We start from the raw sequence: 21,511 nt of genomic DNA, 5'->3' as shown, positions 1-21,511 counted from the left end.
AGCCATGCTCAGCCCGCCAGCGCCGCTCCCGACTTTGTGCGGTAAGCCGGTGGCGACGGATCGCGCGTTGGTGATGGCGATTGTCAACCGCACCCCCGACTCGTTCTACGACAAGGGTGCGACGTTCACCGATGAGGCGGCCATGGACGCGGTCGCGCGGGCGGTCGACGAGGGCGCGGATCTTGTCGATATCGGCGGGGTCAAAGCAGGTCCGGGGACGCTGGTCGACGCGGCCGAGGAGGCCGCAAGGGTGGTCCCGTTCGTCGCGGCGATCCGGGCCAAGTACCCGGAGCTACTGATCAGCATCGACACCTGGCGGGCCGAAGTGGCCGCCGCCGCGGTCGGCGAGGGCGCTGATCTGATCAACGACACCTGGGCGGGCGCCGACCCGGATCTGGTGCGGATCGCGGCGGAATTGGGTGTCGGCATCGTGTGCAGCCACACCGGTGGCGCGGTGCCGCGAACCAGGCCGCATCGGGTGCGCTACGCCGATGTGGTGGCCGAAGTGACCGAGACGGTGGTCGCAGCCGCCGAGAATGCGGTCGCGAAGGGCGTTCGCAAGGATTCGATCCTGATCGATCCGACCCATGATTTCGGCAAAAACACCTACCACGGGCTCGAGTTGTTGCGCGGAATCGACATTCTTGTAAATACCGGATGGCCAGTCTTGATGGCACTGAGCAACAAGGATTTTATCGGGGAGACTCTAGGTGTCGGTCTTTCCGAACGGTTGGAGGGCACATTGGCAGCAACGGCGTGGTCGGCAGCGGCCGGCGCCCGAGTCTTCCGAGTCCACGAGGTCGCCGAAACCCGGCGAGTGGTGGACATGATCGCCGCGATTCAGGGCATCCGGCCCCCCGCACGAACCTTGCGAGGTCTGGTATGAAAATCCAACACCGCGAGCCCGCATGGGCGACGACCAATACCTGGGACACACCCGATTGGACGGTGGACGAACTCGTCGCCGCCAAGGACGGGCGCACCGTTTCCGTGGTGCTGCCCGCGCTGAACGAAGAACGCACCGTCGCCGACGTGGTGGCCAGTATCCGGCCGCTGCTCGGCACGCTGGTGGACGAACTGGTGGTGCTCGACTCCGGGTCGACGGACGCCACCGCCGAACGCGCTCGCGCCGCGGGCGCCGATGTGATCAGCCGCGAAGAAGCCGTTCCCGAACTCGATCCGCTCCCGGGCAAGGGCGAGGTGCTGTGGCGCTCGCTTGCGGTGACCAGCGGTGATCTTGTCGCCTTCGTCGACTCCGATCTGATCGACCCGGACCCGGCCTTCGTGCCGAAGCTGCTCGGCCCACTGTTGATGGTCGAGGACATGCATCTGGTCAAGGCTTACTACCGCAGGCCGCTGCGCCAGGGCGCCGCGGTGGACGCGCACGGTGGCGGCCGGGTTACCGAACTCGTCGCCCGCCCGCTGCTCGCCGCATTGCGTCCGGAGCTGTCCGACGTGCTGCAGCCGCTGGGCGGCGAATACGCGGGCACCCGAGAACTGTTGACATCGGTGCCGTTCGCCCCCGGTTACGGCGTCGAGATCGGGCTGCTGCTCGATGCCTACGACCAACTCGGCTTGTCCGCGATCGGACAGGTGAACCTCGGCGTGCGTACGCACCGCAACCGCCCGCTCGCCGATCTCGGTGTGATGAGCCGACAGATCCTCGGCACCGTGCTCGGTCGCAGCGGCGTGCAGGACTCCGGTGCTGCGCTCACACAGTTCCCGCTGGTCGGTGACGCGTTCACCGCGCAAAGCACCGAGGTTTCGCTGGCCGATCGTCCGCCGATGAATACGCTGCGCCCCGCCCGCGCGGCCGCATGATCGATCGCACTGATCACATGCAACGGGTGGGTTAAGAAGTCCTCCCGTCACCTATCGAGTTTGCTGTCTGGTCGCTAGTCTGAATCGCAGGTCCGAACCGTTTGGTTCTGTCCGTCGAGATTGTGTATCCGTTGCGCGTCCACGAGCAGGAGATACGAGTCGATGACGATTGGCGAATTGCCCAAGCAGGACACTCGGCAACCAGAGTTTGCCGGTCCCGGTTATACGTTGGCCACGCTGCGCGTCAACGGCCATGTCTATCCGGTGGCGTTGGAGCCACGGGTCAGTCTGCTCGACGCGTTGCGCGAGTATCTGCGTTTGACCGGCACCAAGAAAGGCTGCGATCAGGGTGCCTGCGGAGCCTGCACGGTATGGGTGGACGGCAAGCGCGAATTATCTTGCCTGACACTGGCACTCAGCGCGCAGGGGCGTGAGGTCACGACGATCGAAGGCGTTGCCGAAGGCGAGGAACTGCATCCGGTGCAGAGGGCCTTCATCGACCGCGACGGCCTGCAGTGCGGATACTGCACGCCAGGGCAGATCATGTCCGCCATCGCGTGTATCGACGAGGGGCACACCGGCAGCGACGAGGAGATCGCGGAATGGATGAGCGGCAATATCTGCCGCTGTGCCGCGTACCAGAATATTCGCGAGGCCATAAAGAGCGCTCGTGACGAAATGTCGGGCGGTGCGTCGAAATGAAGTCGATTTCCTTCGCACGGGCCGAGACGGTGGACGAGGCGATCGCCGCCGTCACCGCCCGCCCGAATACCGTATTCCTGGCCGGCGGAACCACATTGGTCGACATGCTGCGCATCGGTGCGATGGAGCCCGACAATGTGGTCGACATCAACCGGTTGCCGCTTACCGGTCTCGCGCACACCCCGGACGGTGGCCTGCGCATCGGCGCGATGGTCCGGATGAGCGAGGTCGCCGCCGATCCCGGGGTGATTCAGCGGTATCCGTTCCTGTCGATCGCATTGTGGAAGGGCGCATCCCCGCAGATCCGCAATATGGCCTCGATGGGCGGCAATCTGATGCAGAAGGTGCGCTGCCCAGGGTTCCGCGATACCGCGTTCGCGTGCAACAAACGCGATCCGGGCAGCGGCTGCGGTGTCATGGAGGGATTTCATCGCGGTAATGCGGTACTCGGCACCAGCGAGCACTGCTTCGCCATGCATCCCTCCGATGTCGCGAACCCGTTGACCGCCCTCGACGCCGTGGTCCATGTGCAGGGCCCCAAGGGAACTCGGTCCATCGCCTTCGACGACTTCTTCCTGCTGCCGGGGGACACCCCGCACCTGGAGCATCCGATCACCCAGGACGAACTCATCGTCCGCATCGATGTGCCCGCGCTGCCTTTCGCGGTGAATTCGCACTACCTGAAGGTGCGCGACCGCGAGTCCTATGAATTCGCGGGCGCGTCCGCGGCCGTGGCACTCGATATCGAAGACGGGGCCGTGCGCGATGTCCGTATCGGGCTCGGCGGTGTCGCGACAAAACCGTGGCGGGCTCGGATCGCCGAATCGGTGCTCGTCGGGAAGCCGGCGACGAAGGATAATTTCGCGGCGGCCGCCGGTGTCGAGTTGGAAGCGGCCGATGCCACCCATCCGATGAACCGGTTCAAAATCACGCTGGCGCAACGCACCCTGGTGCGTGCGCTGGAGATCGTCACGAACCGGATAGCCGCGAGGGAGGGGCGGAAATGAGCGCACCCACCGCGACACGGAAGCTGGTCGGCCAGGGGATCGATCGTGTCGACGGTCGGGCCAAGGTCACCGGCTCGGCCCGCTATACCGCTGAGATTCCGATGCCGAATGCCGCCTACGGCGTGCTCGTCGGAGCCGAAATCGGTAGCGGCACAATGACGTCGATCGATACCTCCGCCGCGCTGCGGGCCGGTGCTGTCGCGGTGTTCACTCACGAGAATCTACCGAAAGTGGCTACGGTGCCGGTGTTTCCCTCCGGATACGGTGGGCCGGCGCCAGGCCAGACCTTCTTTCCCATGCAGGACACCAGGATTCACTACTTCGGGCAGCCGATCGCGGTCGTCGTCGCCGATACCTTCGAGGTGGCCCAGCAGGCCGCCCGGCTGATCGAGGCGACCTACCAGGCCGAGCCTGTCATGGTGCGCATCGACGACGGCCGGGACCAGCAGTACCTGCCGGACAAGATCTTCTGCAATCTGGTGCCCGCTACCCAATCTCGCGGTGATTTCGCGGCGGCGGCGGCGCAGGCAACGCACACCGTCGATGCCACTTACCATTTCGCCGCGAACCATCACAATCCCATCGAATGCTCGGCGACCGCCGCAATGTGGGACGGTGATTCGGTCACCGTCTACGACGCGAGCCAGGGCATCGTCGCCTCGCAGCTGACCATTGCCGCGTACCTCGGTATGTCACCGGGCAAGGTGCGGGTCATCGCCGACTACGTCGGCGGCGGTTTCGGCGGCAAGGCCATGATGTGGCCGCACGTTACCCTCGCGCCGCTGGTCGCCAGGGAAATGGGCAGGCCGGTGCGGGTGATTCTGAACCGGGAGCAGATGTTCTACGGCACCGGATTGCGCGAAGAACAGGAACAGCACATCACGCTGGTCGCCGACGCCGACGGCCGGATTTCCGGCCTGCGCCACCACAAGCTCTCGATGACATCGCAATTCGACGACTGGGCCGAGCTGTCGCTCGAGGTCGCGGGCAAGGCGTATGGAATTCCCAACTGGGACGGGCAGTATCGGCTGATCAAGGGCAACACCATGACGCCGACGTTCATGCGCGGCCCCGGCGAGACCTCCGGCATGGTCGCGCTGGAATGCGCGATCGACGAACTGGCCGACGAACTCGGGCTCGATCCGGTCGAACTGCGCCGCCGCAATCACGCGGCCGTCGACCCGCAGAGCGGGAACCCGTGGACCTCCGACGGCTACCTGGACTGTCTGAACCAGGCGGCCGAACGCTTCGGCTGGGCCGAGCGGACCGGCGGACCGCGCACCGACGGCAACTGGCTGATCGGCTCGGGCGTCGGCACCGCGGGCTATCCGGTGTATCTGCCCGGCCAGCCGCAACGCGCACACGCCAGGCTGCGTGCCGATGGCTCACTGGTGGTGCAGGCGGCGACGCAAGAGTTCGGCACGGGTGTTGCCACCGCCATGACCCAGGTCGCGGGCGATGCAATGGGCGTGCCGTTCGACCGGATCCGCTTCGACATCGGCACCACCGAATACCCGAACATCGCCGCCACCGTGGGATCGATGGGTGCGGGCATGGTCAGTGCGGCCGTGCACACCGCGTGTACCGAACTGCTCGACCAGCTGATCCGTCTCGCTATCGCGGACGAACAGTCGCCGCTGCACGGCTACGCGCCAGACCTCATCGAAGGCGTCGACGGTCTGCTGCGACCGAAATCCGAACCGGCGCCGACCGACTCGTATGCAGACGTTTTGGGCCGAAGCGGGCTCACCGATATCGAGGCGATCGGCAGCTGGCAGCCGACCGCCGACCCGACCGAGCACGGAATGCTGAGCTTCGGCGCGCAGTTCGCCGAGGTCGGCGTCGACCCCGAACTGGGGCTCATCCGGGTACGTCGCATGGTGGGCGTGTTCGCGCCCGGCCGAGTGCTCAACGCCAAACTCGCACGCAGCCAGGTGCTCGGCGGCCTGAACTGGGGGCTGTCCCAGGCGCTCATGGAGGGATCGGTGGCCGACACCAGAGATGGCCGATGGGCCAATTCCTCACTGCTGGAATACCTCCTGCCGGTCAACGCCGATGCTCCAGAGGTCGACATCTCCTTCGTCGAGGTCGACGATCAGGTGGTCAACCCGCTCGGCGTCAAGGGTCTCGGCGAACTCGGCATGGTCGGCGCCGCCGCCGCGATCATCAACGCCGTGCACCACGCCACCGGCCGCCGCATACGTGAGATCCCGCTGCGGATCGAACACCTGCTCTGATATCGCGCCAATCTCTTTCAGCACGCCGCGGGCTGGTGACGCCACCGACCGGGCGTTCGCGGAGGTGACGAGGTCCGGAGGGCGGTTGGCCGACGCGGCGGTCAGTGGTGAATGGGGCCGTCGGTCCGGTCGAGCGGGCGTGCTGAGCTACCACCGCGCTCGGCCAGGATCTGGGCGGCGATGGAGATTGCGGTTTCGTCGGGTGTGCGGGCATTGAGATCAAGGCCGAGTGGGCTTTTCAGCCGTGCGAGTCGGCCCTCGGTGACTCCGGCGGCGCGCAGCCGCTCCGTCCGCTCGGCGTGGGTGCGGCGCGAACCCAATGCGCCGACGAAGGCGATCTCGTCCATGTTCAGCGCGGCCGCGATCGCGGGCACGTCGAACTTGGTGTCATGGGTGAGCACGCAGACCACGGTGCGGTCGTCTATCCGACCGGCGGCCCGCTCCGCCGCGAAATACCGGTGTGGCCAGTCGACGATCACCTCGTGCGCGGCGGGGAATCGTGCTGTGGTCGCGAAGGTTTCGCGAGCGTCGACCACGGTGACCCGGTAGCCGAGCTGTCGACCGGTCCTGGCCAGCGCTCGAACGAAGTCGTTGGCACCGGCCAGAATCATGCGGGCCGGAATACCGAAGGTCTGTACGAAGACTCGCGGTCGCCGAGTCTGCTCCGTTTCGCACTCCTCGGCGCCGACCACCCCGCTGCGCCCGGCAGCGAACAGGGCCCGCGCGTCCCTGTCCACGCCACGCCATGGTTCGGAATCGCCGGGCCGCAATAGTTTCCACTCCACGACTGAGTCCAGCGTTGTCGCCAGCGCGACCGGCCTATCCGCGTCGATCTGCTGGCGTAACGCCTCGAGCGGCACCAGACGATCGTCGTCGACCCGCTCCACGAACACTTCGATCTCGCCGCCGCAGGTCAACCCCACCTCGAAGCCGTCGCCGTCGGCGTAGCCGAATCGATCGCTCACCGCGTGCCCGGTGGCGAGCACCTGCCGCGCCGACTCGACGACGGTGGATTCGACGCAGCCGCCCGAGAGCGACCCGAACACCTCGCCCGCCGCGGTGACCACCATGGCGGCCCCCGGCTCGCGCGGTCCGGCGCCGGTCGTATCCACGATCCGCGCCAATGCCACCGGCCCACGACGGGTCAGCGTGATCAACTGCTCGAGCATCGCGCGCACAGGCAAAGCCTAGCTACGGAACGGCTATTGCGCGTGTCCGCACATCAGGACTCGCGGGTCGGCGCCGCGCGCTTGCCGGGTTCGCCGATCGGCTCGGCCGCGCCTTCCGCGGCAAGGCGTGCCCGCGGGTTCGCCACGGTCAGGTGCGTGAGCGGGAACGGGTCCGCAAAAGCGCGTCCAGCTGCTCGGCAGAAGGCGGTCTGCGCGGGTAGTCCGCCTCGAGCTTGCCGTGAACCGGATCATCTGATCGCCGACCGCAAGGCGAATCGCGGTGTCGAGGAACGAACCTCGGCTACGCGATATCAGATGTCGGCGGGCGACCTACGACTCAGCGTCTGATACCAGGCAGTGGCGACCGCGGTTCATGGTCGTGCCGGTAGACAGGCGTGAGCAATTCGGCTTCCTGCGGTTCACCGGTGGAGCGGTCGTAGCGCACCGCGACGAGCACCGAGAACAGGTGGGCGGCCGCGCGCTCGTGCAGCGTGGCCAGCCGCGTGGCGAGCAGGCGGATGGCACCGAGCGAGCCGGGCGGATGCAGGCCATCGATGATCAGGACGGTGCCGCGGCCATCAGGGCGCGGCAGTCGGGCCAGGTATGCGATGTCGTGCGGTTCGGGGCCGCCCGGTCGGTATATCCGCCGGGCCGCACGGTCCTCGATGCCGCGTCGAGCATCGCCCGCCCTGGCTACCGCGCGGCGCAGGCGCGGATCGGCCGTGATCAATTGGCGCACACTGGGGGACAGCTCGGGACCGCCGAGCATGATCAGCCCGTCCCGATTCAGGTCGACCGGCCTGCCTGGCAGAAAGTGCTCGACCTCGGCGGTGAAGCCGAGTTCGCGTAGCAACTCGACGAGTCGCTGTGCCGCGGTCGGATCGGGAGCGCCGAGCACCCGACCGCTGCGCACCTCGGGTGCGAGCACGGTGATCGAGCCATGCCCGAAGAACAATCCCTCCGGTGCCGGTCCCTGGGTGCTCACCTGATGGATCCGGGCGCGGGAAAGTCCCGCGGCCGCACCGATTCTGGCGAATGTCCAGCCCTCGGCATGAAGTTCCCTGATTACCGCGCGCCGAATCCTGGTGAGTTCGTTGATGGTCTGCTGGGCCGCCGCCACACCATCGGTGGCTGCTTTCAGTCGCTCGACCTTGTCTTCGATTGCGAAAACGCGCGCCACGTCATCGGCCGACATGTGCGAAGTCTAGACAGCTCGACAGGACGTTGTGTCTAGCCTGCTTGACAGAACTTCGCCCGTTTCAATAGCTCAGCGCCCCTTTTCAGGTCGCGTCGGTGTCGATCGGCGGACGTTCGTTGCGGTCCAACGGCTTTTCCAGCTTGGGCATCGGGTAGTCCGGCATCCCACTGGCTGTGCCCAACAGGTCCTTCCGGTCCGGCACCGCGCTCTCCAAATTGCGGAGCAGCGAATCGTCGCCACTGAGAAGATGTTTGGTCACCATCGAGCGCGGCGACATCTGGCGCAACTCGTTCAGGTCGGCGAGCGGCTTGCGCAACTCCTCGAATTCCGGCCCGAGTTCCTGCTGCAGTTGCTGGGTGGCGCCACTGGCATAGTCGCGCACCTGGCGCAAACTACGCGTGGTCCAGCGAACCGCGCCGGGCAGTCGCTCCGGGCCGAGGATCACGAGGGCGGCGACGAGCAGGATGACCATCTCGCTCCAGCCGATGTTGCTGAACACAGATCCAGGCTACCCGGGGATGTCCGTCGCAGCTCAGTCGGATTCCAGGGTGACCGGCAGGTCCACCTGCCTGCCGTCACGGATCAGCTGCACGTTCACCGTCTGGCCGATTTTGCTCGACTGCACCGCGACGACCAGCTCGTCAGGACCGGTCACCTCGCGGTCGCCGATCTTCACGATCACATCGCCCTCGACGATCCCGGCCTTCGCCGCCGGACCGTTGGGTGCTACGTCGGCGACAGCGGCGCCGCTCATCACCTCGTTCGCCACCTGTTTGCTGCGGGCACTGAGCCCGATCATCGGGTGGTGCATCCGGCCGTCGCGGATGAGGGTCTGCGCGACCTCGGTCACCATGTCGACCGGAATAGCGAAGCCGAGGCCGACCGAACCGCCGGTCTCGCTGCGGATCGCGGTGTTGATGCCGATGACCCGGCCCTCCATGTCGACCAGCGCGCCACCGGAGTTGCCCGGGTTGATCGACGCGTCGGTCTGTACCGCGTCGATCACGGCCTTGGTGTCGCTGCCCTCACCGGACAGCGCGACCGGACGGTGCAGCGCGCTGACGATGCCGGAGGTGACGGTCTTGCTGAGGCCGAGCGGCGAGCCGATCGCCAATACGTCGTCACCGACCTGGACGTCCTTGGACTTGCCCAATTGCGCCACCGTGAGATTCTTCACATCGACCTTGAGCACCGCAAGGTCGGTCTTCGGATCGCGTCCGACGATGTTCGCGGGCACCCGGGTGCCGTCGGAGAAGGTCACCTGGATAGCCGCCCGATTCGACTTGTCCTGGGCCGCCATCGAAATCACGTGGTTGTTCGTCGCGATATAGCCCGCGCCGTCGATCACGACGCCGGAGCCGGTCGCGCCGTTGTCGCCGACGGTGACACGGATCGACACCACCGACGGCAGCACCGCATTGGCGACCTTGGCGATCTGGCCATGCGGCTGTTCGACGCCGCCGGTCTGCTCCAGTGCGACCTTGCGCGAGGTCAGCGGTGCGGCGGCCTCGGCGGTCAGCCTGCCGACCAGCCCGCCGAGCACGCCGATCGCCAAGGCGACCACGGCGAGCAGGGCGAGCGCCTTCGGCGCGACGCGGGCACCGAACAGCACTTCGCGGGCCGAGAGCTTCTTCGCCGGTGGTAGCGGCGCGGGTTGCGGCGTCGGCACGGCGGGCGCGCCGAGCCGGGCGCCGGTCTCCGGATCGCGCCACGGGTCGGCGGGCCCGGCAGCGGGTGCGGTGCCATCCGCGGCATCGGGATCACGCTGCAGGAGCTCGGTGGAGCCTTCCGGGCGTCCGAATGCCTCGGCGAGCACGGCGTCCGGCGGACGGTTCTGCATATCCGGGCCGAGGTGCGGTGCGGCCGAACCGGATTGCGGTGCGGCGTACTCGGCGAACGACCCGGTTTGTCCCGAGGGGCGGCGGAAGGCATGTGCCGTGTGGGTGTCGACATGGGGTCGGTAGACCGGGCGCGGCCCGAGCACAGGCGCGTCCGACGGCCTCAGGTTCCCCCGGTTGGCCGCCGAATCCGGGGTGTCGGCCGATCCGGAGTTCGTCGATTCGGTGGTCACTCGCCAAACTCTACTTGCGCCACCACGTTGTCCACCTGGTCGCGGTGAACGAATCGGTCAGAAAGCCGAAAACCGCCTCGTTGCGCGGGGTCCCATTCGTTGGCGGCGTCGATCCGTTGGTCGCGCCACCGGGTAGTTCGGCCAGCGGAATGCGAGTCAGGCTGTCGTGCAGGCCGGTGGGAATCGACACGTGACCGGCTCGGCGCAGCGCGATCCTGGCCTGCTGCTGCGCATCGACCTCCGCCGCGCATTCCGGGCAGAGGGCGAGATGTTGAGCTGCCCGCAGGTAGGCGTTCATCCGCAGTTCGCCATCGACATAGGCCGCGATCGCCTCACTCGCCAGATGCTCGGTGGGCTGAAAACGCTGCGGCCTTGGGTTCGCGCGCCCATGCTGCTCGTGCGACGGACGACCTGACGTGCTGGAGTCGCCACTCATTCGGTGTTCACCCTTCCGACCGACATCATCCAATGTGTGGGTGACGTCGACACCCGACCGATCACCCTACGTTCGCGTCAGCGGCGAACCGCTCCTCAGTTCCATTATGCGCAAGGTAGTCACGCAGTGCCTGACGGCCACGGTGGATTCGGCTGCGCACTGTACCGAGCTTGACACCAAGGGTTGCGCCGATCTCCTCGTAGGACAGGCCTTCGATGTCACACAGCACGACCGCGGCGCGGAATTCCGGGGCCAGCGAGTCGAGCGCGGACTGCAGGTCCGGGTCGAGCCGAGCATCGTGATAGGCCTGCTCCGGGCTCGGGCCCTCGGCGGGCACCCGGTCGTAGTCCTCGGGTAGCGCCTCCATCCGGATCCGGTTGCGCCTGCGCACCATGTCCAGGAACAGGTTCGTGGTGATGCGATGCAGCCAGCCCTCGAAGGTGCCCGGCTGGTAGTTCGACAGCGAACGGAACACCCGGATGAAGGTCTCCTGGGTGAGGTCGTCGGCGTCTTGGGCGTCGCCGGACAGGCGGTAGGCCAGCCGGTACACCCGATCGGCATGTTCGCGGACCAGTTCGTCCCAGGACGGCATCACCGATCGGTCACCGGTGGCATCGAACGCGGCAGTACCGCTCAGCTCGTCCATCGACTCTGCTGCCGTCTCGAGCTCGATCGGCAGTGCTTGCTCTGGCAGGGTGGCGTATTCGCGCGCCGCATCGACCATGTGGATGGGGCTACCTCCTACTCGGGACCGTGGGCTCTGGGACTCGGCGCCGATCCAGATCTGCGGATCATCGCTGACGGGTACAACAGCCAACCTGCATGTCGTTGTTCCCGCGTCCCGCACCGGGCGGTCAGCTGGTCTTGCGTAGGGCTCACTCTTCTTTGTTCCGATATGCCGCGGATATGGAGACCCTGAGGGACACCTGAGAATCTGGAGCCGCGGCACTTCTTAATTCGGTTATCGCGTCGTACACCGCCGTTGTTGCCAGGCGTGACGCACATAAACCCGTAGGCACGCAATTGCGCGGCGTTGTGCCGGCGGCAAGATTGGACGCACACACTTGTGTGCTGGAAACGCGGACACGCGGACTCGCGAGATAGCCTGCTTAGGTGGCATCGAACCTGGAGCGAAATCTCTCCTACGTGGAGGAATCCGTCGTGGAAGACGAGATCCTCATCAGCGCGCGCGAACGGGCCACCGAACTCGGTGCGGCGCCGATCGCGCCATCGGTCGGGGCGCTGCTCAGCATGTACGCGCAATTGCTCGGTGCCAGGACCGTCGTCGAGGTGGGTACCGGCGCGGGTATCAGCGGGTTGTGGCTGCTGGACGGGATGCGTGAGGACGGGACGCTGACCACCATCGATTCCGAGCCGGAACACCAGCGGGCCGCCAAGGAAGCGTTCCGGACGGCCGAGATCCTGCCCGCCCGCACCAGGCTCATCAACGGCCGTGCCCTCGATGTGCTGCCACGGCTCGCGGACGGCGCCTACGACCTGGTCTTCATCGATGCGGCGCCGCTCGAGCATCCGCAGTACGTCACGCAGGCCGTGCGGCTACTGCGCGCGGGCGGCGCCATCCTGCTGCACAATGCGCTGCTCGGTGGCCGCGTTCCCGATGCGACCCAGCGCGACCCTGCCACGCAGGCCGTGCGCGCCGCCACCAGGGCGATCGCCGAGGACCCCGAGCTCACCAGCGTGCTCATCCCGGTCGGCGACGGCCTGCTCTGCGCCTCACGCGGCTAGTTTCTCGCGGGCAGATCGTCGGTTACTCGACGCGGGTCTGCTGCGGGTACTCGCTGACTTGATCGGCGAGCGCGCGGGCGTGTGGCCAGTGCGCGGCGATCGCGGCGAGCTGGTCGACCTCGTCGAATAGGTCGCGCGCCGGGGGCAGGCGCAGTGCGCCGACAACAGACGTGGGGGCGCCGCGTTCTTTTGCGGTGCAGGCTCTGGCGAGGCGGACGGCGAGGTCGAGTGCGTCGCGCTCAGGGCCGGGCGGCGCAGCATCGGCTATGTCGGTCTCGAGCTTCGGCGGATTCGGCGTCGCGTAGTGCGTGAGGGCGCGGACGCTGTCGCGGACTTCGATGACCGTGCGGTGCACCAGATATCGGCTGCGGCGGGCGACCGCGGGTGCCGGTGCGTGATGGACGATCTCCGGACACGCGGCCGTGAGATCCGACCACATCGGCAGCAGTCGTTTGCGCCTGCGCGACCAACTGTCCAGCGACAGCAATTCGACGAGTCGGGACAGCGCGGGAATGGTCGCGATAATGCAGAGCAGTAGCAGCAGGATGGTGTCGTTGGTCCGCGCCGAATTGTGCACGGCCCTGGTCTGGCGCCAATCGCTGCTGCTGTGCACCTGGAATGCCGCGGACACCGTGAGCCACACGGCATCCGCGACAAGGATGAACAGCAATGCGCCGAACATCAGATACAGCGCGCTCTCCCGCCTGCGCAATGGCGTGCGCAGCTCGGCGATGCCGAGACGCAGCACCGTCACCGTGGACCAGATCGGCGCGGGCAGCACGAACAACCAGAAGGCGAGCGGAGCCAAGCCGACCTGATCGTGCACGGGAATTCCCATCCTGCGTGCGCTCGTCCCGCAGATGATCAGAGCGATCGCGCAGGCCGTCGTGATGGCATAGACGAGCCGGGGACGGGCGGAGGTGTTGTGCACTGCTTGCGCCAGCAACATGGCGGTGACCATGTTGAACAGTCCCGCGATGGTGGCGAGTTGATACAGCAGCGCGCTGGCGAGAATGCCGTCGGACCAGGTCGTCAGCCACTGCTGCACCGTGGCAAGCCGCAGCGTGGTTGCCACGGCGCTCAGACAGACGATCCTGTTCAATCGGCGATCGACGAGGGTCGAGCGGAACCAGAGCGTGCGAATGCCGAATATCAGCCAGGCATATCCGTCGACGACCGCTGCAAGCCAGTTCACCTCGGACGTCGTGCGTCAGTCGCGGAAGATCGCGCGGGCCAGGAACGAGGTCGACCTCGCGCCGACCGTGTCGGACAGGATCAGCGACGCGAACAATTCCGCCTGACTTTCGTGGGCGTCGTCGTAATCGGTGCGCGCGAGGACCCGCAGCACGCTCTCGGCGTCGATATCGGGAAACAATGCCCGCATTGTCCGGCTTTTCGATTGTGGCGAGACGAAGCCCGCGTGGTCGAGCAGCAGATGGGCGATCTCGTGCAGCACGATGTGATCGGCGTGGTAGCCCGAGCTGGTCGCGTCGTAGGTCACGACGATGTTGTCGGCGCGTTCTAGGACGAGACCGCACGGGAAGCCGCCCTTGGCCAGATCGGGCTGCGGGATGAGCACGATCGGTTTTCCCACCCGCTCGGACACGTGCTCGATGAACGTTTCGAGCCGCCACGGCCGCGGAACCTGCAACGATGCGGCCAGGCGATGCACCTGCTCGCCCTCGCGATCGCGCTTGGTCCGCCTGATCATGCCCCCAATCCTCGGGGCTGCTGTTACGGATGTCCAGCGCCGTATGTCATTCGGCGTACGCGACACTCGCACCGCGTCAAGGGCGTTGGGCTGTCTGCGTCGTTCGCGCGGTGCATATCGAAATGGTCGAGATGTCCGACATCGAGGTTCGTATCCTGGGTTGGGCGGGTAGGGGTAGCTGTGACCGACCCAGGAGGGCAGGACCGTCGCCGGTGCCTCGGCGTCATTCATGAGGTGAGAGGGGTACGAATGCGCCGAAACGGGCCCGAGGCGGAAATCGGGGAGGCGGCCGCCGCGCGGGTGGCCGAGTCGCTGGGGTTCGGCCGAGTCGAGTCAACCGGTCATGACCGCCGCCGAGAGCATCATCAAAAAGCTGTGCTGGACTACATCATCGGCAATACACACTCGGATTTCGTCGAGCGGGTATCGGGAGTGCCGCTCGACGACGAGGTGGTCGCTGCCGTCCGTGCGATCGCCGTGCAGACCCTGTGGGTCGGACTGCTCAGCGCCGGTCTGCCCGCGTCGGTTGCCGCGGCGGCGCTGGTACGGCTGACCGAGGTGGCCGAGCGCGGCACGATCACCGGCGAGTTGCGGCTGGAGTAACGAGATGGTCGGTGGTTAGACCCAGACGCCCTTGCCGACGGTGACGACGCCGCCGTTGCTCACGGCGAAGCGCTCGCGGTCGCGGTCCAGATCTACGCCGATGATCTCGCCCTCGCCGACGACCACGTTCTTGTCCAGGATGGCGCGGCGGACCACGGCGCCGCGACCCACGCGGACGCCCGGCATCAGGACGCTGCCCTCGATGGTGGCGCCGTCGTCGACCATCACATTGGAGCTGAGCACCGAGTTGCGGACCGTGGCCGCCGACAGGATGCAGCCGGAACCGATCACGCACTCCTGCGCAAGACCGCCTTGCGCGAACTTCGCGGGGGGCAGATTCTCGGCGGCGCCGCGGATCGGCCAGTGCTTGTTGTAGAGGTTGAACACCGGGTGCACCGACACCAGATCCATGTGCGCCTCGTAGAAGGCGTCGATGGTGCCGACATCGCGCCAGTAGCCGCGGTCGCGGTCGGTGGCGCCGGGGACATCGTTGTCGGCGAAGTCGTACACCGCCGCCTCGTCCGCGGCGACCAGCGAGGGAATGATGTCGCCGCCCATATCGTGGTCGGAGTCGGAGTTGTCGGCGTCCGCGCGGATCGAATCCACCAGCACCTTGGTAGTGAACACATAGTTGCCCATGGAGGCGAACGTCATGTTCGGGTCGTCCGGCGTGCCGGGCGGATGTGCGGGCTTCTCCAGGAACTGGGTGATCCGACCGGACTCGTCGGAGTCGATGCAGCCGAAGGCGCTTGCCTCGCTGCGCGGCACCCGGATGCCCGCCACGGTCACGCCGGCGCCGGAATCGATATGGGCCGCGAGCATTTGCTCCGGATCCATCCGGTACACGTGGTCCGCGCCGAACACCACGATGTAGTCGGGGTCCTCGTCGTAGATCAGGTTCAGCGACTGCATGATCGCGTCGGCGCTGCCGGTGTACCAGCGTGGACCGAGCCGCTGCTGGGCGGGCACCGGCGTGATGTATTCGCCGCCGAAACCCGATAGCCGCCAGGTCTGCGAAATATGCCGGTCCAGCGAATGCGACTTGTACTGGGTGAGCACACACAGCCGCAGGAAACCCGCGTTGACCAGGTTGCTGAGCACGAAGTCGATGAGTCGGTAGGCACCACCGAAAGGAACGGCTGGCTTGGCCCGGTCCGCGGTGAGTGGAAACAGGCGCTTGCCCTCGCCACCGGCGAGCACGATCCCGAGTACGTGCGGCTGGCTCCTCACATCTGCCAAACTACCGCGCCGCACGGGCGAGAGTGGCCCCGTGCGACCCGAACGTCTACTTTGAACCGGTGAGTTTCGGCACGGAGGGCGCGCGCTCGGCGGCAGGATCCGGGCAGGAGCGAATCGACCAGGGCCTTCAGCAGGACCGGCTTCGGGTCGCGATGTTGACCCGCGAGTACCCGCCGGAGGTGTACGGCGGTGCGGGAGTGCATGTCACCCAGTTGGCCGCGCAGTTGCGGCAGTTGTGCGAGGTGACCGTGCACTGCATGGGCGTGCCGCGCACCGATGCGGTGGTGCACCAACCGGATCCGATGCTCTATGCCGCCAATGCCGCGCTGCAGATGATGTCGGCGCAGCTGCGCATGGCCGATGCCGCGGGACAGGTGGACGTGGTGCACTCGCACACCTGGTACACCGGGCTGGCCGGCCATCTCGCGGCCACCCTGTACGGAATACCGCACGTGCTGACTGCCCACTCGCTGGAGCCGCGGCGGCCGTGGAAGGCCGAACAGCTCGGCGGCGGTTATCGGCTGTCCTCGTGGTCGGAACGCAACGCGGTCGAGCATGCCGACGCCATCATCGCGGTCAGCGAGGGTATGCGGCACGACGTGCTCGACGCCTACCCGGCGATCGACCCGGACCGGGTTCATGTAGTGCACAACGGCATCGACGCCGCGGTGTGGCATCCAGGACCGCCCGCCGCCGGTTCCACCTCGATCCTGACCGAGCTTGGGGTGCGCACCGACCGGCCGATCGCGGCCTTCGTCGGCCGGATCACCCGGCAGAAGGGTGTCGGGCATTTACTCGCCGCGGCACGGGATTTCGATCCGGACATCCAGGTGGTGCTGTGCGCGGGCGCGGCCGACACCAGGGAGCTGGAGTTGGAAGTGTCCGCGGCGGTCGCCGAGTTGCAGCACAACCGCGGCAATGTGTTCTGGGTGCGCGAGATGCTCCCCACCGAGCAGATCCGGCAGATCCTGGCCGCCGCAACGGTCTTCGTCTGTCCGTCGGTCTACGAGCCGCTCGGCATCGTGAATTTGGAAGCGATGGCATGCGCGACCGCGGTGGTCGCCTCGGATGTCGGCGGCATCCCCGAGGTCGTCGCCGACGGTGCGACCGGACGGCTGGTGCACTATGACCCGAACACGTCGCCGGACTACGAGCGGGAACTCGCCGCCGCCGTGAACGAGGTCGCGGGCGACGCGGTGCTTGCCGCGGAATTCGGAGCCGCGGGACGAGCAAGGGCGATCGCCGAATTCGACTGGCTCCAGGTCGCTGCCCGCACGGTCGGTGTCTACGAGCGGGTCCGCAAACCCTGACGCCCGGCCCAGCTGGGCTGTGGCCGGTAGGTGGAGACCAGAACGGACGCGGTGACCTCGACGGTCTCCGGCATCGCAGCGATCCGCGGATCATCCGATACGTCGGCATGGTGCCCGGACGGGCCCATCCCGACCACATGGGCCACGTCGGCCCGACCGAGTTTCATCGAGTACTCGACGACGGCGCGGTCGAGGGCATCGAAGTGGCCGGACATCGCCTCGCCGAGCCTGCGATCCTTGTCCGGATCCACCGTCACCATGCCGAGCGGCCCGATCAACTCGGCCAGATGGCGTTCGGTGGGTGTGGCGATGACAAAGCTGCCGTCCGCGGCCAGTACCCGGGCCGCCTCGCCCGGGTTGCGTGGCGCGAACACCGAAAGCACCCGGCTCAACGCGCCGTCCCGGATCGGCAGTCCGCGCCAGGCGTCGGCAAGCACCGATGCGGCGCGCGGATGCGCACGGGCGCCGCGCCGAGCCGCTGACTTGGCAACGTCCAGCGCGATGCCGTTGGCGTCCGGCGCGGCATCGAGCACACCGGCCAGGTAATAACCTGTGCCCGCGCCGATCTCCAGCACTGTGCCGGACGTCGAACCGACCGCCGCGGCGACCGCAGCGGCGATCGGCGCGAAATGTCCCCCACTCTGAAATGCGGCACGCGCGTCGAGCATCGCCGCGGTATCACCGGTCATCTTGGTCGACGCGCCGGTCAGCAGACTGACGTAACCCTGCCGGGCTATGTCGAAACTGTGCCCGGTTCCACAGCGCAGCACCCGATCCTGCGGCTCGAATCCGAGACCGCATTCGGGACAGGCCAATAGACCGGCCACATCAGCAAGCGCCGAGCGACTAGCTGGTGACACTCTTCAATTCGTCACCGAGCGCTGCTGCCTCATCCGGCGTGAGCTCAACGACCAAACGCCCGCCACCCTCGAGTGGAACCCGCATGACGATTCCACGCCCTTCCTTGGTTGCCTCGAGGGGACCGTCCCCGGTGCGGGGCTTCATGGCCGCCATCCTCTGCTCCCTCCAGATCTGCGCGATATGCTGCGCACTTTCTTGGAACTCCAGTTGTCACCAACCAGCGAGCTCGCCGGCATTTGGCGAGCTACACCGGTCCTATTCTTCCCTATCGCCGTTGTGGACGGATACCTGAGTTCGAAATGTGACCGCTCGGCCTGTGTTCGGCGGGTCACTATCGACCCAGCAATCGGCCAGGTGATCGTCGACCATTCCGGTCGCCTGCATCAGTGCGTAGGCGGTTGTCGGGCCGACGAAACGGAACCCGCGCCGCTTCAATTCTTTTGCCAGAGCTACGGATTCGGCGGTGATCGCGGGCACGTCGGCGACCTGCCGCGGGCGCGGGCGTGGCGGCGGCGCGAACGACCAGATCAGCTCGTCGAGGCCGATATCGAGGTCGAGGGCAACCCGCGCGTTGGCGATGGCGGCGACGATCTTGGACCGGTTGCGCACGATGCCTGGGTCGGCGAGTAACCGCGCCACATCGTCGTCGCCGAACTCGGCCACCCTGCTGATCTCGAACCCGGCAAACGCGGTGCGGAACGCGGGGCGCTTGCGCAGGATGGTGATCCACGACAGCCCTGATTGGAACGCCTCTAGACAGACACGCTCGAACATGGCGTCGGCGCCGTGCAGCGGCCTACCCCATTCGCGATCGTGATAGTCACGGTAGAGCTGAGAGGCCTCCGACCACGGGCAGCGGATCCGGCCGTCGCTCGCCGAGTCGGCTACGGCGCTCACTTCGGCTCGGGCGTGACCGGAACCTGCCGCTGCACACTGCGCGCCTCGGCAAGCTGGAACTGCAACTCGTCGATCCTCGCGGCAAGCCGAGTCAACGCCCAATCCACTTCGCCTGCCTTGTAGCCCCGAACGACCTGCTGAAAGCGCAACGCGCGCACGTCCGCGCCCGAGATGCCCTCGACGGGCAGCACGGTCGCCGTTGTCCCCTCCGGTAGCGGCCCGAGCTCCTCGGACCGTCCGAACACCGCACTGGCCACCAGAAACAGCACCGCGGCGACCAAGCCGACGATCAGCACATATAACAGCAGCGTGAGCATGCTAGCCCGCCTCTCCGCGTATTCGAGCCAGACTCGGGTGCCGCGATTGTGCGGCCGTCTGTGAGGTGGTGGATTCGTTGGCCCGTACCAGGCGAGCTACCCAGGTACGTGCGAGATCAGTCGTCACCGGAAGACAACCCTTTACAAGTGGCGGGTGGTATCGATGCCGAGGGACATGCCTGCCAGGCCGCGGCGACGGACGGCGAGTTTGTCCGCGATCTCCAACAGTGCCTTGGCGGCCGGGGTCTCCGGGTCGCTCAGCACGATGGGTGTGCCTTCGTCACCTGCTTCCCGCACGGCCTGTTCGATCGGGATCTGACCGAGCAGCGGGACATCGGCGCCGACAGCGCGGGTGAGCCGTTCGGCGACGACCTGGCCGCCGCCGGAGCCGTAGAGGTCCATGCGGCTGCCGTCGGGCAGGTCGAGCCAGGACATGTTCTCGATGACGCCCGCGATACGCTGCCGGGTCTGCAGGGCGATCGCGCCCGCGCGCTCGGCGACTTCCGCGGCGGCGATCTGCGGGGTGGTGACGACCAGGATCTCGGCGCCCGGGATGAGCTGGGCGATGGAGATGGCGATATCGCCGGTGCCGGGCGGCAGGTCGAGCAGCAGCACGTCCAGGTCGCCCCAGAACACGTCGGCGAGGAACTGCTGCAGCGCGCGGTGCAGCATCGGGCCGCGCCACACCACGGGCGTATTGCCCTTGGTGAACTGCGCGATGGAGATCATCTTCACGCCGTGCGATTGCGGCGGCATGATCATCCGCTCGACCTGGGTCGGGCGGGCATCGGTACCGAGCATGCGGGGGATCGAGTGGCCGTAGATATCCGCGTCGAGCACGCCGACCGAGAGACCGCGCGCGGCCATGGCCGCGGCGAGATTGACCGTGACACTGGACTTTCCGACGCCACCCTTACCGGAGGCGACCGCGTACACGCGGGTGAGCGAGCCGGGCTGGGCGAACGGGATGACCGGATCGGCCGAGTCGCCGCGCAGCTGCTTGCGCAGGTTGGTGCGCTGCTCGTCGCTCATCACATCGAGCTCGACCGTGACGGTGCCGACGCCGGCGACGTCGGCTACCGCCTTGGTGACCCGCTGCGTGATCTCGGTGCGCAGCGGGCAACCCGCGGTCGTCAAGAAGATCTCGATGTGGACATTGCTGTCCGCGCCGATCGCAATGCTCTTCACCATGCCGATTTCGGTGATCGGCTTGCGGATCTCCGGGTCGTCGACCTTAGCGAGGGCTCCCCGCACATCCGCTTCCGTAACCACTGACATGGCAATAATTTTACGTTGCGTCAGATCCGCGGCAGCTGTCCGGGCTGAGGTGCGACCCCGCTGCTGTAAGAAGTCGCCCACGCCATGACGTTGGCGACGTAGGCCATCGAGTTGTTATAACGCAGGATCGCCCGTGACTGCTGGGTGAGATCGTGCATGTTCAGTCCGCCGTCGCAGAGGTACTTTCCGGCGGTCAGCGCCGCGTCGAAGAGGTTCTGCGGGTCGGCGATGCCGTCGCCGTTGCCGTCGGCGGCGTAGTGCTTCCACGTTTCCGGCAGGAACTGCATCGGGCCGATCGCGCGGTCGTACCCGGCCAGGCCGTCGAGTGCGCCGTCGTCGGAATCGTGGATGACATTGTTGCCCGCCAGGCTGCCGTCGAGCACTGGTCCGTAGACGGGGCTCAGCGGATTGCCCTCCGCATCGGCCTTGCCGCCGAAGGCATGGGTGGATTCGACGCGGCCGATTCCCGCGAGCAGGTACCAGGGCATTCCGCAGACGGGGTTCTCGGCGGCGAGGGTGCGTTCGGCGGATTGATACGCGGCGATGGCGACGCCTGGCACACCTAGCGGACCTGAAGGCATCGCGGCGCGTTGTCTACCATCCGGCAGCGCAACGGTTTTCACGACGGGAGGCGCGCCGCGCGTCTGTCGGGCCATCGCGTGAGCGACGAAGTCGGCCGTCGCTGGTGGTTCGGCGACGGCCGGAGGTCTCGGCCCCTGATCGTCTGGTTCGTCCCCCGGCAGATATTGCAAGACCGACGCTGCGGTCTGATCGGCAGCACCCACATCGGACGCGGCGGTGACTGCCACGAGCCCAGCGGGAACCAATCCGGTCAATGCGATAACGGAGCTGCGTTTTACGGTGGCAGCCGGTTGTTTTCGGTGACGCCCCACTGTGCGGTGACCCTC

At 66.9% G+C, this 21,511-nt stretch carries 23 protein-coding genes; 8 read left to right on the top strand and 15 right to left on the bottom strand.

The genetic code is table 11. The features are described 5' to 3' along the window. Positions 1 to 4: 4 nt before the first annotated feature. The 5 genes from folP to ACFQZZ_RS29500 all read left to right on the top strand — a co-directional run bounded on the left by folP (position 5) and on the right by ACFQZZ_RS29500 (position 5,767). Positions 5 to 886 (top strand): dihydropteroate synthase, encoded by an 882-nt coding sequence (gene folP, locus ACFQZZ_RS29520; protein ID WP_378687276.1) that lies wholly within the window; start codon positions 5 to 7, stop codon positions 884 to 886. Further along, positions 883 to 1,821 (top strand): glucosyl-3-phosphoglycerate synthase, encoded by a 939-nt coding sequence (locus ACFQZZ_RS29515; protein ID WP_378687274.1) that lies wholly within the window; start codon positions 883 to 885, stop codon positions 1,819 to 1,821. Before folP ends, ACFQZZ_RS29515 begins: the two co-directional genes overlap by 4 nt. Positions 1,822 to 1,983: 162 nt before the next feature. Then, entirely contained in the window at positions 1,984 to 2,523 is a 540-nt protein-coding gene (locus ACFQZZ_RS29510) for a (2Fe-2S)-binding protein (protein WP_378687272.1), read from the top strand. Then, positions 2,520 to 3,530: an FAD binding domain-containing protein gene (locus ACFQZZ_RS29505; RefSeq protein WP_378687271.1), complete on the top strand. Its 1,011-nt coding sequence runs from the start codon at positions 2,520 to 2,522 to the stop codon at positions 3,528 to 3,530. The genes ACFQZZ_RS29510 and ACFQZZ_RS29505 overlap by 4 nt, the downstream gene beginning before the upstream one ends. After that, entirely contained in the window at positions 3,527 to 5,767 is a 2,241-nt protein-coding gene (locus ACFQZZ_RS29500) for a xanthine dehydrogenase family protein molybdopterin-binding subunit (RefSeq protein WP_378687269.1), read from the top strand. The genes ACFQZZ_RS29505 and ACFQZZ_RS29500 overlap by 4 nt, the downstream gene beginning before the upstream one ends. Before the next feature lie 101 nt (positions 5,768 to 5,868). Here ACFQZZ_RS29500 and ACFQZZ_RS29495 read toward each other — a convergent pair whose 3' ends face one another. The 6 genes from ACFQZZ_RS29495 to sigE form a co-directional block, all read right to left on the bottom strand. Next, positions 5,869 to 6,945 carry an XdhC family protein gene (locus tag ACFQZZ_RS29495; protein ID WP_378687267.1) on the bottom strand — a complete coding sequence of 359 codons (1,077 nt, stop codon included), beginning with the start codon at positions 6,943 to 6,945 and terminating at the stop codon, positions 5,869 to 5,871. Between the two features lie 328 nt (positions 6,946 to 7,273). Then, positions 7,274 to 8,131 carry a hypothetical protein gene (locus tag ACFQZZ_RS29490; protein WP_378687265.1) on the bottom strand — a complete coding sequence of 286 codons (858 nt, stop codon included), beginning with the start codon at positions 8,129 to 8,131 and terminating at the stop codon, positions 7,274 to 7,276. Between the two features lie 85 nt (positions 8,132 to 8,216). Continuing rightward, positions 8,217 to 8,633, bottom strand: coding sequence for a Sec-independent protein translocase protein TatB (gene tatB, locus ACFQZZ_RS29485; RefSeq protein WP_378687263.1), 417 nt, complete (start codon positions 8,631 to 8,633; stop codon positions 8,217 to 8,219). A 33-nt stretch (positions 8,634 to 8,666) separates the two neighbouring features. Further along, positions 8,667 to 10,205 (bottom strand): S1C family serine protease, encoded by a 1,539-nt coding sequence (locus ACFQZZ_RS29480; RefSeq protein ID WP_378687261.1) that lies wholly within the window; start codon positions 10,203 to 10,205, stop codon positions 8,667 to 8,669. Positions 10,206 to 10,215: 10 nt separating this feature from the next. Next, positions 10,216 to 10,641: a hypothetical protein gene (locus ACFQZZ_RS29475; RefSeq protein ID WP_378687259.1), complete on the bottom strand. Its 426-nt coding sequence runs from the start codon at positions 10,639 to 10,641 to the stop codon at positions 10,216 to 10,218. Between the two features lie 61 nt (positions 10,642 to 10,702). Next, positions 10,703 to 11,365: an RNA polymerase sigma factor SigE gene (gene sigE, locus ACFQZZ_RS29470; RefSeq protein ID WP_378687293.1), complete on the bottom strand. Its 663-nt coding sequence runs from the start codon at positions 11,363 to 11,365 to the stop codon at positions 10,703 to 10,705. 389 nt (positions 11,366 to 11,754) lie between these two features. Here sigE and ACFQZZ_RS29465 point away from each other — a divergent pair, with 389 nt between their 5' ends. Beyond that, positions 11,755 to 12,387, top strand: a complete 633-nt coding sequence (locus ACFQZZ_RS29465; RefSeq protein ID WP_378687257.1) for an O-methyltransferase — start codon at positions 11,755 to 11,757, stop codon at positions 12,385 to 12,387. A gap of 22 nt (positions 12,388 to 12,409) precedes the next feature. Here the strand turns inward: ACFQZZ_RS29465 and ACFQZZ_RS29460 are convergent, their stop codons facing one another. Together ACFQZZ_RS29460 and ACFQZZ_RS29455 are read right to left on the bottom strand one after the other, a co-directional pair. After that, a complete protein-coding gene (locus tag ACFQZZ_RS29460) occupies positions 12,410 to 13,582 on the bottom strand; it encodes an MAB_1171c family putative transporter (protein WP_378687255.1) in 1,173 nt (390 codons plus the stop codon). Between the two features lie 15 nt (positions 13,583 to 13,597). Then, positions 13,598 to 14,098 carry a hypothetical protein gene (locus ACFQZZ_RS29455; RefSeq protein ID WP_378687253.1) on the bottom strand — a complete coding sequence of 167 codons (501 nt, stop codon included), beginning with the start codon at positions 14,096 to 14,098 and terminating at the stop codon, positions 13,598 to 13,600. Positions 14,099 to 14,347: 249 nt separating this feature from the next. Here ACFQZZ_RS29455 and ACFQZZ_RS29450 point away from each other — a divergent pair, with 249 nt between their 5' ends. Next, positions 14,348 to 14,701, top strand: a complete 354-nt coding sequence (locus ACFQZZ_RS29450) for a hypothetical protein (RefSeq protein WP_378687251.1) — start codon at positions 14,348 to 14,350, stop codon at positions 14,699 to 14,701. Between the two features lie 15 nt (positions 14,702 to 14,716). Here ACFQZZ_RS29450 and glgC read toward each other — a convergent pair whose 3' ends face one another. Further along, positions 14,717 to 15,931, bottom strand: a complete 1,215-nt coding sequence (glgC, locus tag ACFQZZ_RS29445) for a glucose-1-phosphate adenylyltransferase (RefSeq protein WP_378687249.1) — start codon at positions 15,929 to 15,931, stop codon at positions 14,717 to 14,719. Positions 15,932 to 16,092: 161 nt separating this feature from the next. Here glgC and glgA point away from each other — a divergent pair, with 161 nt between their 5' ends. After that, positions 16,093 to 17,250 (top strand): glycogen synthase, encoded by a 1,158-nt coding sequence (gene glgA / locus ACFQZZ_RS29440; RefSeq protein ID WP_378687291.1) that lies wholly within the window; start codon positions 16,093 to 16,095, stop codon positions 17,248 to 17,250. On the opposite strand, the gene ACFQZZ_RS29435 is transcribed toward glgA, so the two are convergent. From ACFQZZ_RS29435 to ACFQZZ_RS29410, 6 genes are all read right to left on the bottom strand, one after another. Continuing rightward, a complete protein-coding gene (locus ACFQZZ_RS29435) occupies positions 17,226 to 18,110 on the bottom strand; it encodes a putative RNA methyltransferase (RefSeq protein WP_378687247.1) in 885 nt (294 codons plus the stop codon). The genes glgA and ACFQZZ_RS29435 overlap by 25 nt on opposite strands. Further along, positions 18,097 to 18,264, bottom strand: coding sequence for a DUF3117 domain-containing protein (locus ACFQZZ_RS29430; protein ID WP_011211259.1), 168 nt, complete (start codon positions 18,262 to 18,264; stop codon positions 18,097 to 18,099). The genes ACFQZZ_RS29435 and ACFQZZ_RS29430 overlap by 14 nt, the downstream gene beginning before the upstream one ends. Before the next feature lie 102 nt (positions 18,265 to 18,366). Beyond that, positions 18,367 to 19,008 carry a DNA-3-methyladenine glycosylase I gene (locus ACFQZZ_RS29425; protein ID WP_378687245.1) on the bottom strand — a complete coding sequence of 214 codons (642 nt, stop codon included), beginning with the start codon at positions 19,006 to 19,008 and terminating at the stop codon, positions 18,367 to 18,369. Beyond that, positions 19,005 to 19,325, bottom strand: a complete 321-nt coding sequence (locus tag ACFQZZ_RS29420) for a DivIVA domain-containing protein (protein ID WP_378687243.1) — start codon at positions 19,323 to 19,325, stop codon at positions 19,005 to 19,007. Before ACFQZZ_RS29420 ends, ACFQZZ_RS29425 begins: the two co-directional genes overlap by 4 nt. 141 nt (positions 19,326 to 19,466) lie before the next feature. Continuing rightward, entirely contained in the window at positions 19,467 to 20,603 is a 1,137-nt protein-coding gene (locus ACFQZZ_RS29415; protein WP_378687241.1) for an Mrp/NBP35 family ATP-binding protein, read from the bottom strand. A 20-nt stretch (positions 20,604 to 20,623) separates the two neighbouring features. Beyond that, positions 20,624 to 21,496: a lytic transglycosylase domain-containing protein gene (locus tag ACFQZZ_RS29410; protein WP_378687289.1), complete on the bottom strand. Its 873-nt coding sequence runs from the start codon at positions 21,494 to 21,496 to the stop codon at positions 20,624 to 20,626. Between the last annotated feature and the right edge of the window lie 15 nt (positions 21,497 to 21,511).

Origin of the sequence: Nocardia sp. GCM10030253 (genome assembly GCF_042675075.1) — a bacterium.
Taxonomy (GTDB): Bacteria; Actinomycetota; Actinomycetes; order Mycobacteriales; family Mycobacteriaceae; genus Nocardia.
Note: the sequence above shows the minus strand (reverse complement) of the source record. Positions and strands in the feature narration are given on the sequence as shown.

Excerpts from the sequence above, each read along its gene's own strand:
- ACFQZZ_RS29475 (WP_378687259.1), bottom strand. The coding sequence starts at position 10,641 with ATGAGTGGCGACTCCAGCACGTCAGGTCGTCCGTCGCACGAGCAGCAT.
- ACFQZZ_RS29505 (WP_378687271.1), top strand. The coding sequence starts at position 2,520 with ATGAAGTCGATTTCCTTCGCACGGGCCGAGACGGTGGACGAGGCGATC.
- ACFQZZ_RS29420 (WP_378687243.1), bottom strand. The coding sequence starts at position 19,325 with ATGCTCACGCTGCTGTTATATGTGCTGATCGTCGGCTTGGTCGCCGCG.
- ACFQZZ_RS29415 (WP_378687241.1), bottom strand. The coding sequence starts at position 20,603 with ATGTCAGTGGTTACGGAAGCGGATGTGCGGGGAGCCCTCGCTAAGGTC.
- ACFQZZ_RS29490 (WP_378687265.1), bottom strand. The coding sequence starts at position 8,131 with ATGTCGGCCGATGACGTGGCGCGCGTTTTCGCAATCGAAGACAAGGTC.
- ACFQZZ_RS29510 (WP_378687272.1), top strand. The coding sequence starts at position 1,984 with ATGACGATTGGCGAATTGCCCAAGCAGGACACTCGGCAACCAGAGTTT.
- glgA (WP_378687291.1), top strand. The coding sequence starts at position 16,093 with ATGTTGACCCGCGAGTACCCGCCGGAGGTGTACGGCGGTGCGGGAGTG.
- sigE (WP_378687293.1), bottom strand. The coding sequence starts at position 11,365 with ATGGTCGATGCGGCGCGCGAATACGCCACCCTGCCAGAGCAAGCACTG.
- ACFQZZ_RS29515 (WP_378687274.1), top strand. The coding sequence starts at position 883 with ATGAAAATCCAACACCGCGAGCCCGCATGGGCGACGACCAATACCTGG.
- ACFQZZ_RS29430 (WP_011211259.1), bottom strand. The coding sequence starts at position 18,264 with ATGGCGGCCATGAAGCCCCGCACCGGGGACGGTCCCCTCGAGGCAACC.
- ACFQZZ_RS29455 (WP_378687253.1), bottom strand. The coding sequence starts at position 14,098 with ATGATCAGGCGGACCAAGCGCGATCGCGAGGGCGAGCAGGTGCATCGC.
- folP (WP_378687276.1), top strand. The coding sequence starts at position 5 with ATGCTCAGCCCGCCAGCGCCGCTCCCGACTTTGTGCGGTAAGCCGGTG.
- ACFQZZ_RS29450 (WP_378687251.1), top strand. The coding sequence starts at position 14,348 with ATGCGCCGAAACGGGCCCGAGGCGGAAATCGGGGAGGCGGCCGCCGCG.
- ACFQZZ_RS29500 (WP_378687269.1), top strand. The coding sequence starts at position 3,527 with ATGAGCGCACCCACCGCGACACGGAAGCTGGTCGGCCAGGGGATCGAT.